Origin of the sequence: Fictibacillus barbaricus (genome assembly GCF_014635025.1) — a bacterium.
Classification (GTDB): Bacteria; Bacillota; Bacilli; order Bacillales; family Fictibacillaceae; genus Fictibacillus; species Fictibacillus barbaricus.
The window spans coordinates 1187733-1203256 of the sequence record NZ_BMCE01000002.1; the positions used below are offsets into that span (position 1 = coordinate 1187733).

General features: G+C 38.7%; 16 protein-coding genes and 1 riboswitch. Of the genes, 7 read left to right on the plus strand and 9 right to left on the minus strand.

Annotated features, from left to right (window positions below; genetic code table 11):
* The first annotated feature begins 49 nt into the window (after positions 1-49).
* Positions 50-703: a GNAT family N-acetyltransferase gene (locus tag IEV52_RS15480; protein ID WP_188403399.1), complete on the plus strand. Its 654-nt coding sequence runs from the start codon at positions 50-52 to the stop codon at positions 701-703.
* 58 nt (positions 704-761) lie between these two features.
* Positions 762-852, plus strand: a riboswitch (cyclic di-GMP riboswitch).
* Between the two features lie 44 nt (positions 853-896).
* Positions 897-1769, plus strand: a complete 873-nt coding sequence (locus tag IEV52_RS15485; RefSeq protein ID WP_188403400.1) for an amidase — start codon at positions 897-899, stop codon at positions 1767-1769.
* A 95-nt stretch (positions 1770-1864) separates the two neighbouring features.
* Here IEV52_RS15485 and IEV52_RS15490 read toward each other — a convergent pair whose 3' ends face one another.
* From IEV52_RS15490 to IEV52_RS15500, 3 genes are read right to left on the minus strand one after another with little or no spacing between them, the layout of a single operon-like run.
* On the minus strand, positions 1865-2587 hold the full coding sequence (locus IEV52_RS15490) for an AAA family ATPase (RefSeq protein ID WP_188403401.1): 723 nt from the start codon (positions 2585-2587) through the stop codon (positions 1865-1867).
* Positions 2588-2616: 29 nt separating this feature from the next.
* Positions 2617-3582, minus strand: coding sequence for an alpha/beta hydrolase (locus IEV52_RS15495; protein ID WP_188403402.1), 966 nt, complete (start codon positions 3580-3582; stop codon positions 2617-2619).
* Positions 3579-4217, minus strand: a complete 639-nt coding sequence (locus IEV52_RS15500; RefSeq protein WP_229754312.1) for a GNAT family N-acetyltransferase — start codon at positions 4215-4217, stop codon at positions 3579-3581. Before IEV52_RS15500 ends, IEV52_RS15495 begins: the two co-directional genes overlap by 4 nt.
* A 261-nt stretch (positions 4218-4478) precedes the next feature.
* Between IEV52_RS15500 and IEV52_RS15505 the strand changes: the two genes are divergently transcribed.
* A complete protein-coding gene (locus IEV52_RS15505; protein ID WP_188403403.1) occupies positions 4479-5945 on the plus strand; it encodes an MDR family MFS transporter in 1467 nt (488 codons plus the stop codon).
* A gap of 328 nt (positions 5946-6273) precedes the next feature.
* Here the strand turns inward: IEV52_RS15505 and IEV52_RS15510 are convergent, their stop codons facing one another.
* Together IEV52_RS15510 and IEV52_RS15515 are read right to left on the minus strand one after the other, a co-directional pair.
* Entirely contained in the window at positions 6274-6573 is a 300-nt protein-coding gene (locus IEV52_RS15510) for a hypothetical protein (RefSeq protein WP_188403404.1), read from the minus strand.
* A 126-nt stretch (positions 6574-6699) separates the two neighbouring features.
* Entirely contained in the window at positions 6700-7437 is a 738-nt protein-coding gene (locus IEV52_RS15515) for a ZIP family transporter (protein ID WP_188403405.1), read from the minus strand.
* Between the two features lie 192 nt (positions 7438-7629).
* On the opposite strand from IEV52_RS15515, the gene IEV52_RS15520 reads away from it, so the two are divergent.
* The 4 genes from IEV52_RS15520 (at position 7630) to IEV52_RS15535 (ending at position 12278) form a co-directional block, all read left to right on the plus strand.
* The gene (locus IEV52_RS15520; RefSeq protein ID WP_188403406.1) at positions 7630-8412 is read left to right on the plus strand and encodes a lipase family protein; all 783 of its coding nucleotides are present in this window, start codon (positions 7630-7632) and stop codon (positions 8410-8412) included.
* A gap of 101 nt (positions 8413-8513) precedes the next feature.
* Positions 8514-10046 carry a spore germination protein gene (locus IEV52_RS15525; RefSeq protein WP_188403407.1) on the plus strand — a complete coding sequence of 511 codons (1533 nt, stop codon included), beginning with the start codon at positions 8514-8516 and terminating at the stop codon, positions 10044-10046.
* 16 nt (positions 10047-10062) lie between these two features.
* Positions 10063-11175 carry a GerAB/ArcD/ProY family transporter gene (locus tag IEV52_RS15530; protein ID WP_188403408.1) on the plus strand — a complete coding sequence of 371 codons (1113 nt, stop codon included), beginning with the start codon at positions 10063-10065 and terminating at the stop codon, positions 11173-11175.
* Entirely contained in the window at positions 11172-12278 is a 1107-nt protein-coding gene (locus tag IEV52_RS15535) for a Ger(x)C family spore germination protein (RefSeq protein ID WP_188403409.1), read from the plus strand. The genes IEV52_RS15530 and IEV52_RS15535 overlap by 4 nt, the downstream gene beginning before the upstream one ends.
* A 355-nt stretch (positions 12279-12633) precedes the next feature.
* Here the strand turns inward: IEV52_RS15535 and IEV52_RS15540 are convergent, their stop codons facing one another.
* The 4 genes from IEV52_RS15540 to IEV52_RS15555 form a co-directional block, all read right to left on the minus strand.
* Positions 12634-13698, minus strand: coding sequence for a glycerophosphodiester phosphodiesterase (locus IEV52_RS15540; protein WP_188403410.1), 1065 nt, complete (start codon positions 13696-13698; stop codon positions 12634-12636).
* Positions 13699-13904: 206 nt separating this feature from the next.
* Positions 13905-14189, minus strand: coding sequence for a DUF3784 domain-containing protein (locus IEV52_RS15545; RefSeq protein ID WP_188403411.1), 285 nt, complete (start codon positions 14187-14189; stop codon positions 13905-13907).
* 39 nt (positions 14190-14228) lie between these two features.
* Entirely contained in the window at positions 14229-14828 is a 600-nt protein-coding gene (locus tag IEV52_RS15550) for a hypothetical protein (RefSeq protein ID WP_188403412.1), read from the minus strand.
* On the minus strand, positions 14821-15159 hold the full coding sequence (locus IEV52_RS15555) for a PadR family transcriptional regulator (protein WP_373869419.1): 339 nt from the start codon (positions 15157-15159) through the stop codon (positions 14821-14823). Before IEV52_RS15555 ends, IEV52_RS15550 begins: the two co-directional genes overlap by 8 nt.
* Positions 15160-15524: the final 365 nt, after the last annotated feature.

Genomic DNA, 15524 nt, shown 5'->3' on the forward strand with positions numbered 1-15524 from the left:
ACTTTTCTCGGCATATAGTTGGGAGATCGCATCGGAGGGAGATCATTCCATGTATAATCACTTAATTCCGCTGCAAAAGAGACACTATACGGCCGCAAGTGATGTATTAACGAATTCTTTTATTGACAATCCCATGTTTGTTTACTTCTTTCCTGTACCTCAAAAAAGGAGAAAGATCTTAAAGATGACATTTCCAATCGTGATTCAGGTCCTTCAGTCAAACGGACGACTGTATGTTACTTCTGAAAATGTGGAGGGGCTCTTTTGTGTAACGCGTCATGGTGAGAAAACAAAGATTGGCAAGCTCTTTCTGGCATTTGCAGCGTGTGTTTTTCGTCTTCCGCAGTTCTTCTTTCACCTGTCTTTTGTGGAATTCATGAGAAAAGCAAGCCGCTTACAGCCTGCGAATGCAACTCTCTCTTATTATAAGAAAAATTTCAATGACTTTTTGATGGTCGATTCAGTATGTGTGGATCCTGCCCACAGGCATCAAGGGCATATGACCGAAATGATGAAAGCAGCCGTGGCAGAGACAAAGAGAAGCAAGACTTTCTGTTTGCTGCAAACTGAGACCATTCAAAATGTAAGGATCTATCAGCATCTTGGCTTTTCGCTGGTTAAAGAAGTGAAGAGTGATCAGATTCCTTTCTCAACGTATGTGCTTATTTATGATCCTTTTGGAATTACAAATGTAGTTACTTAATGTGCTCTTTAATTAAAAAGCTGCCCTTCCACTTCCGATATATCTTATAAGAATAAAATTTTGAAAAAGGCAAACTTCTCCGAAAGGAAAGGACGCAAAGCCATGAGCCTAACCGCTGAAAGTAAGCGTATGGTCGTCAGGTTGCCAAGGCTCTTCTTTCCCGAGCTTCGGCTATCAAAAGGAGGGCTATTTGGTGAAGACAAAGATTGCGGTTTTATTTGTATTTATGTTGATCGTCGTTGGAGGTACGACAATGAAAACAGAAGCATTTTTTCAAAAAGATCGTGCAACTTGGCTTTGGAATCCATGGATTATTGTAAATGACGAGAGTGGTACTCTTGCTTTTCTAGAAAGTAAACAGCTGACCAAAGTGTATGTACAGATTGACCGTGATGTTCCAATGAACGTCTATCGAAGTTTTATAGAGAAAGCTGCCACTAATGGCATGAAGGTTTATGCACTCGATGGATCACCGCAGTGGGTGGCACCTAAAGGTTATTTAAGCCAGGATCAACTGATGAATTGGCTTGGCAGTTATCAAAACGGCTCGACTTCTTTGCAACAATTTTCAGGTATCCACCTTGATGTTGAACCATATCTGTATAGTGGATGGGCAAACAACCGTGCTGAAACAGTGAAATCTTATCAATCTTTGCTGACTCGTGCTAAAGAAGATTCAGATGCATTGAACCTTCAGCTTGAAGCAGATCTTCCTTTTTGGTTTGATGAGATTTCTTATAAAAATATTTACGGAAGAGGAATTCTAGCTGAATGGGTGATCAGCAAGACGAACAGCGTGACGCTCATGGCTTACCGAGATTCTTCTTCAATGATTATAGACTTAGTTAAAAATGAAGTGGCGTATAGCAGCAAGTATGGAAAAAACCTATTAGTTGGTGTAGAAACGGGACAAACGAATGAGGGAAATCAGATCACCTTTTTTGAGGAAGGTGAAAACTACATGAACCAACAGTTGGCTGCCGTTACGGGGTACTATACTGGGCATGCTGGTTTTGGTGGAGTTGCCATTCATCATGTTGGAAGCTGGGTGACCATGAAGCCATAAATAGTGTGGGAGTAAAGGGCTGCCTCAAAATGTGCAGTCCCTTTTTTGTTCTATTTCATAAAATAAAGTCCCACTTTCCATGAGAAAGCAGGACCTTAATCATCTTTTAGCAGCTCTGACATGAACTTACTTCTGTTGTTTAAAAAGTACTTGGTAACTTGATAATGGTCTGTTGTTTCATAATCAATCCTACTAATTTGATCTCCATCAAAGCTTAGAATATCTGCATCTGGAAACCCTAAAAGAATAGGAGAATGTGTGGCAATAATAAACTGTGTATCTCCGTTCAAAGTTAGATCATGAATAATCCTCAAGAAGGTCAATTGTCTTGATGGTGAAAGTGCGGCTTCAGGTTCATCTAACAGATAGATCGACTTTCCTCGAAAACGATGTAAAAACAAAGATAAAAAAGATTCCCCATGAGATTGTTGATGCAGGGATCTGCCGCCATAATCTTTAAAACCTGTATTGTCGATCTCATCGATATGCGTCGCAAAATTATAGAAAGATTCCGCACGCAAAAAGAAGCCATTCGTTATTTTTGGCATCCACGAAAGCCTTACATACTTCCCTAATTCAGATTCTGAAGCATAAACATCGTACATGTTGTTCCGGCCACCGCCAGCAGTGTTAAACTCACATTTATCAGCAATGGCTTCTAACAATGTTGATTTTCCTGTCCCATTTTCTCCTGCAAAAAAAGTAACTTTCTTTTCTAATGAGATTTCATTCAAATTCTTAATAGAAGGTATAGTAAACGGATAGGATTTAAAAGATGTGATATTCTCACGTAAAAGCGTTATTCGCCTTAAAAACATTCAGATCACCCAAAAACAGTATATCAAAATTACTCTATATATAACATTTCTCTAAGTTTCTTCGTTATTTCAATCAGTGCTTTCCTCGCTTCATCACTAGTGCCAATCATATTGATAAAACTATGGACCATATTTTCAAAATGCAAGTGTTCCACCTTTACCTCGTCCTCTCTTAACCGATCGACAAACGATAGACCTTCTTCACGGAGAGGATCAAAATCAGCTGTAACCAGCAGCGTTTCTGGTAAATCCTTCGTACAAGAAACTTGTAGAGGTGAAGCGAATGTCTCTCTCCCCTGTGTTGGGTCTTTCAAGTAGTGACCCCAAAACCATTTCATCTTTTCCGTCGTTAGGTTAAACTGGTAATTTGCTCTATAAGATAAGGTGTCAAAATTGTAATCCAATACAGGGGTAATTAAGAATTGATGAGATAATTTAAATTCTTCATCTTCTCTATAATAGATAGCGGTTGCAGCAGCAAGGTTTCCGCCAGAGCTCTCACCACCTACCAAGATTCGAGTGGAGTCCCCATTTAACTTTTTGACATGTTGAAATGCCCACCTTACTGAATCTATGGCATCTAAAAACGCTGCTGGATACTTATGTTCCGGTGCTAACCGATATGCGACCGAAACGACAACAATACCAGCCTCTTTTGAAAAGTAACGGCAAACATGATCTGAACTGTCTAGGTCTCCGAATACCCAGCCGCCGCCATGAAAATACACAAGAACCGGAAAAGGACCTTCACCATCAGGTGTGTAGATGCGTATCGGTATCTCATGTTTCAAAGTAGCTTTGATGTATGTATTCTCGATGGTTACACCATCCACTTGAACAGTTGTAAAAAATTCTCTAGCTATTTTGTAATAGTGTCTCGATTGCTCAGGTGTTAACAGATCGATTGGCGGATGATTAAGCTCCATCATCTTTTTACTAATGGAATGAAGCAACGCTACTATTTGCGGATCTACCGCTGCTCGTACATTTATCATAGAATCTTGTTCCTTGTATTCGTCACTGAATTCATTATTTCTACATGAATATTCTTCTCTTTTAATCTACTCTCCACAGATTGCCTTTCTCCCACTATTAACATCGCCTTTTTATTTGGTAAGTCAATCTGTCCTAACACTTGACCCCCAAGTTCTTTTAAGATCGGTATGACGATCCGGTTTCGAATGTCTGGTTCCCCTATGATTCTTTTTGCTCCATACCTGTGAAATAAAAAGATAATCATGCTTCTGATAATAGAAAGTCCGTCTTCCTTATTCAAAAAGCGGCGTGGTCCAACCAGCAGGTGCATGCCTAGATCACCTTGCTGATATTCATAATAATCCTTGATCGGATCTTCTTTAATTGAGTAGGCGATCAGATAACAAACCGGGGTACCATTAAACGTTCCCATGTAAACCTCTTTATGTTCTGCAGCTATGGAGTTGTGAAGCCATTCTTTGAACTCACCCATTGGAAGATTCAGCTTCCAAAACGGTGCGATGTGACGTTCATGCATCCATTCATAAAGCAGTTCTAAGTCAAGTTCAAAATCAACTGGACGGAATGTAAACCGCTCCATACCATCCTCTTTTATAACCTGAAAATCGGTTTCATTCATTTCTGAACCAATCATAAAACTTTCCCCCTGATAAACAATTGATAATGATTATCAATATCATTTTATTTGATTATAAAAATATACAATGACCCCTGTCAATCATTCTTTCTGCCTATCCCTGGGTTAGCAAATATTCCATAATGGCTTATTAGTTATTTAAGTGATAAACTATTTTCTTGGCTGCACTTTCTTTTTTTATTATTTATTTAACTATGTGAACAATCTGATTATTCTGCTTCACTCTCAAACTGTGGTAATTAGTTAAGGAGGACTTCTATGAGAAAACAAATCATGACCGCTCTATTGCTTGTAACCGTTCTTGCTGCTATGGAAGGAACCATAGTCAGTACAGCGGTACCTAGAATTACGAGTGATCTTTCAGGAATCGAGCTTGTCAGCTGGGTATACGCGGTCTATATGCTTGCCACCGCGGTTTCTACCCCAATCTACGGAAAGCTTGCCGACTTATTTGGCCGAAAAAAAGTCATTCTTGCGGGTATTATTCTTTTCTTAATCGGGTCTGCTCTTTGCGGGATCGCGATGTCGATGGAGCAGCTGATCTTCTACCGTGCGATTCAGGGTCTAGGTGCCGGCGCTGTTATGCCGATCACCATGACCATCATTGGTGACCTTTATTCAGAGGCGAAGGACCGAGCGAAAGCACAAGGCTGGATCTCAGCGGTTTGGGGGGTTGCCGGTGTGTTAGGTCCTTTAATGGGTGGATTCCTCGTTGACACTTTATCCTGGCGTTATATCTTTTTCTTAAATATTCCTTTTGGTCTTGTGGCCTTTTTCATGCTTATCGCAAACTATAAAGAGAATCTGACAAAAGGGAAACCTTACATTGACTATTGGGGAGCTGTTACTTTTTCTATTGGAACGATCGCCTTCTTATATGCGTTGTTAACAGGGAGCCAAACACAAGACTGGGGCAATCCGATGATCCTTAGCCTTTTTGCAGTTGCCGTCCTATTTTTTGTGGGGTTTGTCTCGATTGAGAAAAAATCGCCTGAGCCGCTCATTCCACTCAACCTTTTTTCAAACAAAAGTGTTTTGATCGTAAATTCATTAACGTTGATTTCAGGTGCTGTCGTCATCTGTCTCACGATCTATTTACCGATCTGGAGTCAGGGAGTTATGGGAAAAACGGCTACTCAAGCCGGATTCGTACTGATGCCGCTACCGGTTATGTGGACGCTTGGTTCGTTAGTCGCTGGCAACCTGATAGGAAAGTTGAAGGATAACTGGATCATTACACTTGGAATCAGTGTTGTTAGTGGAGCATCACTCATTTTCTATTTGTTAGATGCACATTCTCCAACGTTCTTAATCTATGTTGCTTCAGGCGTGTTAGGCCTTGGGATGGGCCTCATTACACCGATCTACATGCTGATCATCCAAGCTTCTGTACCTTCGAACAAACGCGGAGTAGCAGTAGCATCCAACACCTTTACGAACACGTTCAGTCAAACGCTTGGCTCAGCCGTGTTCGGTACGATCTTTAACTTAATCACGCTATCAAAAGCTGAAAAAGCTGGACAAGATCTTGATCTTAATGCTTCCTTTGAACATGGCGGAGATCTTCCTACAGGGCAGCTTGCACAGCTTCAAGAGATCGTCGCATCCGGTATTCACGCGATTTATGGTGTGATGCTCGTACTTACGATTGTTGGAATCGGGCTCTCCTTCCTTCTTTTAAAACATAGGGAGCAGTCAACTCCAACGGCCATCCCAATAAAATAAAAAAGTGGCCATTTAACGGGTTCTGTTTTGGTGTACAAAAAGTAAAACAACAAAAAAAAGCAAACCGAAATAACACTGCAAATGAATATGTATAGCATCAAAAAGCGACCAGACACTTTGTCTGGTCCTTTTTGATATCCTATTCTATTAAAGCACCATTTAGTGAAGAACAAGAAAAAGGGAAAGCGATAGCAGCCCTATTGATGCTAAATTTCACTCTTAAATAATTCAATTTCTTGATTTAAAATTTCTATTATCATTTATCCAAAATAAAAAAGGATTATCAAATTCCCAGTTTTACTGGGTTTTATGACAATCCATTAGTTAATTATCGATTATTAAAATAAACGGATAATGCATCTCTCAAATTTTCGGTGTCTTCATTTGTTTTTATTATATAGTGGTCACCTTCTAATGAAGAGGAAAAATTATGAATTCCTTGAATTTGTAAAAAGTCGTCTACATCTGAAAGTTTTTCACCAGCATTCTTTAATGTTTTATGTCCGACAAAATTATCATTTACATACACTTCATATGTATCCTCATTTAATTTCACACCGTTCTGTAAATCCAGCTTTCCTCCTGATAGTGGAAATAGATAATTGTCATTCGGATTGTCGGTATTCACTTAGGTTCCCTCCATTCATTTTATATTGATACGTTTTCCCTAATAGAGAAAAAATATTTACCTCCAGAGGTGAAGATGTTTTTTACTCAAATCAATGAATGGTTTAAAAAAGTAAACGGATAACGTTTAGATCAGCATCATTAAAACAGAATACACGGCTAAACCTGAGATGAATGCTGTAAAGCTGCTTTCCCGCTCTTCCGGTAATTCTTCTTTTAGAACATTAAAGGTGATCGCTCCTACAAGAAGAGCAACTAATACAGAGATGATCAGTTCATGAACTTCTGTTATCACCCCTATACCCCATCCTAGAACGGGCGCGACGGCAAGAAGGACCCTCCCATACTTGTCATATATGTGTTTATGATCTTTTCGGAGTCCCCTGTCGTTGGCTATAAAGTGGATACTTAACGCGGTAAAGAAAAAGAACATGCCCCAATGTGTTTCATATTCATCTCTGATCAACAAGTAGCCGATGACAGAGTTGTAGAAAAAGAACGACGTGATATGTATCCAGAAAACGCCTATCGAAGCAGCAGCCTCTTCTGAGTTGCCGCTCTGTTTCTTTTTTGAATTCTTAACCAGCCGCTCAAGCCCGTAAAAGAGAGCAAGACCAAGCATAGCAACTGCATAAATATGATTTTCCAGGTATTTTCCTGCTCCATTATTAAGTGTATGGCCGACACTCTCCTGATAATGATCCAACTCTGGAAGTAAATGCAAGAATACATAAGATACAGCCACCCCGCCTGCAAAAGATAAGAATTTGCTGCGAGGCGATTCCTTTATAAAGTTCATTGATTTTGAACTTAAATGAATAATTGCAAATCCTATTGCAAAAATGAAACTAAGAAATATGGTCATGCCCTTCTCCTTTTTATTCATCTTTATAAAGATAGAATGTATTTATCTCTATTATGTAACCAATCCTCGCGAGCGCTAAACAGAGTTTCAGTTTATACGTTAAAATAGTCGAACTCCTCAGTGTATGTGTCTATACTTGTCCACCCACTTTTTCATATACTATTAAATCGGTAATATGAGGAAGTGATTGATGTGACTACAAGAAAAGAAGTTTTTGCGTTCAACGGCGAACTGGCTCTGCTATTAGCGGTTATGTCCTATCAGGCGTATATGGTCCAAGAAGTTGACGTATTCGCATTGCCTGCTGGCTTTGTATTTAATCGTGCTGTTACTTCAAATGCTGGTGAAGCATTCGGTTATATTGCAGAATCTCCGGATATGATCGTCGTAGCATTTAGAGGAACAAAGACATTGACCAATGTAAGTTCTTATCTTGATGCTGTGCAAATACCCTACCCATATGTAGAGAATTGCGGAAAAACGCATCGTGGTATTACAAGAATCTATCAAACCTTTAGAGATAAGATTATTCAAACCATAAAACACCTTTCTACAGAAAAACAAATTGTTGTGACAGGGCATAGCTTAGGCGGCAGCCTGGCGGCGTTACTTACTATGGACATTGCTGTAAATACAGCATTCAAAAACCCAATTCTATATAGTTTTGCCAGCTTGCCCATCGCAGATGATGTATTTACAAAAAAATTCTATAGAGCAGTAAAAAACAGCATACGCATCGTCAATGTTCATGATGCTATTTCGAATTGCATGACTCCCCTCTTTTTTAGAAACAAACCTCTATTAAATCTCCCTGTTGGACGAGAATTTCAATTAAACTTTAACAATAATCATTTTATCCAAAACCACAGAATGCTTAGCTATATACATTTTTTAATTAAAAGATATCCCAAAGCCCATGAAAAGGTGTGTAAAAGAAATCCTGGTTTCTGTCCAGATGTTTCAATATATGAATAGAAAAATCCGTCCAATATGTGTTGAACGGATTTCTTTATACCCATTGCATGCTTTTAGAATAATCTCCTAATTAAAGCTCACACTAACGTTGAGGTGAGAATATGTTTAAAAAGCGTGCAATCAATAAGCGGCTGCAGCCAAAGAGCAGCCTAGAAAACGGTCCACAGACAGAAGAACTCGCAGAACCCCATAATACTTCTAACTTGCCGTTGAAATCTGATGATCTTACCCCGATGATTCATGAAAAATTTAACAACACCTCAGATCTAAAGGTTAAAAAGTATATAAATCTCACCATCTATTACATAGAAAATCAGATAAACCAACAAGAATTGAATCAGAACATCATCGGCAAGATCAAACAAGCCGATGAGATTACGACTGAAACGGTCTACGCTTCTATTGCTATTAATGAAGTTGAAGATACAGATGATCTATCTTATGCCATTCTTAGAATGATTAAAGGCAGCGTCGCTCTTTTTATCGAAGGTACTCCTAAGATAATCTTAGCTTCCATTCCTGTTAAAGAAAGCCGGGCACTGAGCCGTCCTGAAAATGAATCACAGGTTACAGGACCACAGCTCGGCTTCAATGAAAGTCTGGCTACAAACGTCTCGGTTATCAGGAGGTACCTGTCCACCCCTGATCTTTGCAACGAATTTTTTGTTTTTGGCACCAGGACTAATACAGCTGTTTCCCTGTTGTACATAAAAGGGATAGCTTCAGAAGATCTTGTGAACAGAGTAAAACATAAACTGAACCAAATTGAAGTAGATGCACTCATTGATAGCTCGGTGCTCAATCAGCACCTTGATGATCATTCCTGGTCTATTTTTCCACAGATGCTATTAACTGAAAGACCAGATCGAGTGAGTGATGGTTTACTAAACGGAAAAATAGCATTGTTTGTAGATGGCAGTACGAATGTGATTTTATGCCCTTTTACCTTTATTGAGTTTTTTGAGAGCAGAGAAGATTACAATATACGGTGGCCGATTGCCACATTTATACGTTTATTAAGGATAGTTGCCATGTTTTTGTCCATTTTCTTCACGTCGATATACGTGGCCGCCTTAACGTTTCATTATGAAATCATTCCTCAAGCACTTTTGGTGCCTTTAGGAGAATCAAGGTCCCGGGTTCCCTTTCCACCATTGTTTGAAGCCGTTTTGCTTGAGTTTATTATTGAGCTTTTAAGAGAGGCTGGAGCACGTTTGCCAACGAAAGTCGGTCAAACGATGGGTATCGTTGGAGGGATCGTAATTGGTACAGCAGCGGTGCAGGCTGGTTTTACAAGTAATATCTTGCTTATTATCGTCGCTTTAAGTGCATTAGCCTCGTTTACTGCACCAAGTTACACAATGGGCAATGTTATTCGAATCATCCGGTTTCCGATCCTTTTTATGGCGGGTTTCCTAGGGTTTTACGGAGTCATGTTTGGGTTTTGTTTATTACTGATTCACTTGATTCGTCTTTCTAGTCTAGGAGCTCCCTATCTGTCACCTTTTTATCCTCCCCGTTTTCAGGATTGGGTAGATAGTGTGATCCGTTTACCTATGAAATACACAAATAAGAGACCCACTTTAACAAGACCTGCCGATGTCCAAAAGTATGATCCTGATAAAGTAAATTAAGAATGGTGGAATACCTATGAAAGTCTTGCTTTCTATAAAACAAGAATATTTGTTGAATGCTTTCATGATTTTTTTCATTGTTCACTCGACTCAAATTGGAGTTGGTATACAGGGGTACCAGCGGATCATTTACAGTGATTCCCATCAGGATGCTTGGATCTCAGTCATTCTTTCAGGACTTTATGCGAGCCTTATTGTTTATATCATCATTAAAACACTTGAGCTCTATGAAACATCTGACATCTATGGCATCCAACATGATGTGTTTGGAAAACTGATAGGCAAGCTTTTAAATGTTTTGTATATTTTTTATTCATTGATCTCCTTCTTTGTTGTATTGCGCAATTACATGGAAGTGGTTCAGGCCTGGATCTTTCCTGAAGTGCCCCTTTGGTTCTTAACAACTTCCTTGTTGATGCTCGTGATCTATGGCATTCATTCTGGTGTAAGAGGTATTGCTGGAATAGCATTTTTTAGCGTGACCCTCTCTCTTTGGTTGCTAATATTAATCATCTATCCGCTTCAACACGCAAAATGGACATACCTGCTTCCCGTTCTCGAAGCAGATTTAATTCCCTTGTTAAAGGGGGTCTATCATATGACATTTACTGTAATAGGATTTGAAATTCTTTATACCGTGTACCCATACATGAAAGATAAGAATAAGGTTCAAAAATACGCACAGCTGGCAATATTGTTTACGACATGTATTTATACCATCCTGATGATGGTCGCCATCGTTTATTTTAGCGGCGCTCAACTTGAACGGACAGTTTGGGCGACCTTGTCTCTTTTTAAAGTAGTAAGGCTGCCTTTTATTGAACGATTTGAATATGTTGCCATTACCTTTTGGATGTTGATCATTCTGCCAAACCTTATTCTCTATATGTGGGCGGCCTGCCGTGGGATGGAGCGTGTTTTTACGTTTTCAGCCAAGAAATCAGTATGGTTGTTTTCAAGTATCATTTTTATCATTACGCAATTTGTTATTTCAAGAACTCAGATCAATATGATGAACGGATATTTTGCGAAGTTTGCTTTCGTTGTGGTCTTCTGTTATCCCCTCATTCTTTTTTTAGCAGCCTGGTTAAAAAAGAAATTCACAAAAAAGAAGGAGCAGTCCGTATGAAGAGCTTTTTGATACTTCCTGTCTTGATCATATTGCTTCTTGTAACAGGGTGTGCTAAAAAAAATATTTTGGAGGAAACAGGTCTTATAACAACAGTTGGTTTTGACATGGCGTCTTCGGAATCTATATTAACCACAATGGTTGTACTTCAGATTGATCCTGAAGCAAAACGAAATGTTGATATCCTATCAAGCAGTGCCGACACAAGTAAAGGTTCTAGGATAGATGCTAATCTAAAAACACCTAAAGAACTTCAAGCAGGCCAGCTCCGAGTCGCTCTTTATAATGAAAAAATAGCCCGAAAAGGATTAAGGTACTTTGCGGACACCATGGCTCGAGATCCTTCTGTCAGTGATCTCATCTATATAGGTATCGTAGAAGGTTCTGCGCACGATACTCTTAACCATGATTATAAAAACATTCCCGATATCGGCCGGTACCTCTATAATCAATTTGAACAATTAACCGAGCAGGAACAAATTTTAAATCCTACCTTGCAAGATGTACAGCAAAGCTTATATTCAGTAGGCATGGATCCGATCATACCTTTAGTGAAAAGAAAAGGAGAAACCATCGCCAATACAGGGAGTGCCATTTTGAGGAACGATAAAATGGTCGGTAAGTTATCTCCTTATAAAAGTTTTTTTGTAAAACTGATCCGAGATGATTTTCGTGCAGGAAACATTGAACTCCATTTAGATTTAAAGAATGCAGATGGAAAAAATGAAAAGGTTGTAACCGTTTTAGACACCATCAAGACTTCCAGTGATTTAAAACTAACCGATCCCAAAATTCCACATATTGATGCAAAATTAAAGATCACCGCACGATTGCTTGAGATCAGAGGGAAGATCGATTTAACCAATCCTAAAAATATCAAGTTACTTGAGAAAAAAATAGGTCAGAAATTAGAACAAGACACGTTAAAGGTGATCCGCTACTGCCAGGAAAAAAATTCTGACGTATTTGGTTTTGGCGAAGTGTATCGCAGTTCAGTAAGGCATTCAAACTTAACGATGAAGGAATGGCATGAAAAATACAAAAATTTAGAAGCTCATGTGTCAGTAGACTTTTCCTTGGTACGTACAGGGGTTACGGAGTAAAAAACACAAAAAATCCGTCCAGCTCGTTGTATATTTCCTTTTATGCCGGCATTCCTATAGTGAGGGTATATTCGGATCAGGTTGTGTCGACGATTGTCGACTCGCTGATATATTGTAAAAACTCGCTGAATTAATGCTGAAATTTCTGGAATTAATCCTGTTTTTTCTGGAATTATCGCTAAAATTTCTGGAATTATTAGAAGAATACCCCTCTAAGGTATTGCAAGGAACAGTTCCGAACACCGAAACTGCCCCATTTAATTATAAAAAAAGGATGTGCCCCATGACTCTTGGCCAACATCCTTGTTTTTGTTTATTATTAGTGCCTAAACAGTACTCTTTTTCTGCAAATCGTCTACTTTTTAGCCACATAATCCTTCGGCAGCTTAAGTCCGCGCTCTTCCATTACCTCCCGAAGGCGGTCTGGGTAATCGGTGATGATTCCGTCTACACCGTCATCGATCAGTTTATTCATTGTCGCTTTATCATTTACTGTCCACGGAATCACTTTCATTCCTGCTTCGTGCGCGTCACCCACCATCTTTTTCGTTACGTAAGGCTGATAGTTTTCATCTGTAATGGCACCGTTTTGAGGATTACCGTGTACCGGCGAGATGGCATCTGCTCCAAACGAATGGGCAGCTGCTACTAGGTCTCCATTAAAATCATCAATATCGATTCCACCTAACCAGGGTGATGCACCAGGTTGTCCAGGCTGTAAGAATTGAGCACCGTTCGTCAGCGCAACGATCGGCAGGCTCGGCTCAACTTCACGCATCATCATAAGTGAGCCCCAGTCAAAGCTTTGGATCGAAACACGATCCAGCATTCCAGCTTTACGAATCTCTGAAGCCACTATGTTTACAAAATCTTCACGAGGGGCCGTTTCATGAGGAGCACCCGCTTCTACTTTTGTTTCAATATTCATCCAAACTTTTTTCGCGTTATATTGTTTTACAAGATCAAACACTTCAGATAACTGCATCATTTTCGAACCAGGACTTGTTACCTGACCAGGATATTGCGGTTTAACTAATGATCCGCAATCCATGGTGCGTATCTGCTCTAGCGTTAAGTCTTTTATGTACTTTCCGACATACGGATATTCCGGATCGTTCTCAAAAGCAGGTTCAGTATCCTGACACACCGCTTTTGATATCTTTCGGTCATGAGTGACTACCGCTTGTTTATCCTCCGTAATTTGTACATCTAGTTCGAGCGTGCTTACACCAAGTTCCAATGCATGAGAAAATGATGCGATGGAGGATTCCACAGTAAGTCCCATCCCTCCTCGATGTGCTTGAAGATCAAATCCTTTCGAGCCAAAGCTCTCTTCTTCAGCTGACACCTGGCCCATTCCTAAACCTGACCCAAACAAAAGTGCTGCCAATGTTCCTGTTAAAACCTTTTTCCTATTCATCTTGTCATCTCCCTAAACCAATTGAAATACAGTACTATTCAAAGTATAAAGAGATAATGTAAAGGTGCTCTTAAGGTATTCATAAGAAAACATGAAGATAAACAAGAATAAAGACCTACCCAAATAAAAAAAGCAGTCACCCTATTTTAAAAGTGGCTGCTTACCAAAATTAATTTTCTCATGTTCACTTCATCTCGCCTCTATATTTACTCAACCATTTTTTCATTTACATAAAAGATGATGATTAATCCATAGGCGATACTTCCAATCGGCAGCACTTTATCTTGATAAGGATAATCAATAAAAGCACTTATCAAAAGGAATAATCCTAGGGGTAAAAATAAATATAACCCCGCTATTTTTGCCAATTTATTCTTATCTTTTACTCTTTTTTCATTAAATCCAGCCATAATCCATGTTTGTTTCTTTACACCCACCATAAAAGCGATAATAAAAAACACCAGACTTAAAAGGATTAAGTTTGTTTCCATCATGTAGCCCTCCAATCAAATTGTAAGGATTCTAATTCACTACCGAAGCAGTTTACGATTGGTATAAAAATAGAATCCAAAAGTAACAAGCAAGATTGCCATAAAAAAAATGACTTCCTTATTTGGTACTGTTACAAATTGTCCCATTATAAAAAACAAACCAAGTATAAACAGGTAAATACTTCCAATTTGAGCCACTTTCTCTTGGTGTTTGATTCGTCCTGGCTTTTTTCGTATGACAGCAAAGCCCCAAATTGCTTTTTGGATCAGGACCAAATACGAGTAAATAAATAACATTAAAGCTATTAGTAGTTCTTGGTAGTCTGGAAAAACAAATATTCCAAGTGCTCCAACCAAGATTGGAAGCAGCAAAATGTAGTTGTGTTTAATGTTAAACCGGCTTCTTTTAGAACTGTTTATTAAGTCAGCAGCCAGCTCATTCATAGATAAAAATTCTTCCTGAATTTTTTGTTCAATCTGAACATCTGATAATCCTTTTTGCTTATATTCATTAACAAAGGAATATAAATGGTCCCTGATCTCTTCTACATAATTTTCACGTTGGACTCTCTGAATTTGAATCAGTCGTTCTTCTAATTCGTTTACGTATCCAGAAATAACCTTTTCTAAATCACTCATTGTTAGCACCACCTTCTCCTAAGAGTAAAAGTGCTTCATATATTTCCTTATATTTCTCGATTCGGTCTGCTAAAATTAAACTCCCTTCCTTTGTAATTTGGTAATACTTTCTCCGCGGCCCTTCTAATGAATCCTCCCAGTAAAAATCAATCCATCCTTTTTCCGTCATTCTTTTTAGAATCGGATAAATGGCTCCTTCTGAAATCGCAAAGACTGGTAATTGCTTTAAAGCCGATGAGATCTCATAACCATACATCGCTTGATTTTTAACTAATGAAAGGATGGCTAACTCAAATGTCCCTTTTCTTAACTGCACCATCCAACTATCCATATTTTTACTTTTCATACTCATACTATATATGATTCACACCTATATATCAATGATACTTAGGTAGAAAAATTTTTATTTGATCATTTGATAAAATTTACCTTTTGCAGAGCAGTGGCAATATAAATTTCACAAAATTTTCTCAACCAAAAATCTTGGACGTATACTGTAAAATGTACGATTAGAGTATTTTTCGATCAAAAACAAATATGTTACTTACCCAATATTTGTTATTTGAAACATACTTTTTATATAGTTAGTCATTTTGTATCGCATTTTGTCACAACTTCATACTTTTGGGGTGAGTTTCGACATAAATAAAAATAGAGAATGTGTTTCATGACTGTTTTCTCCTTTCCTGATAATAT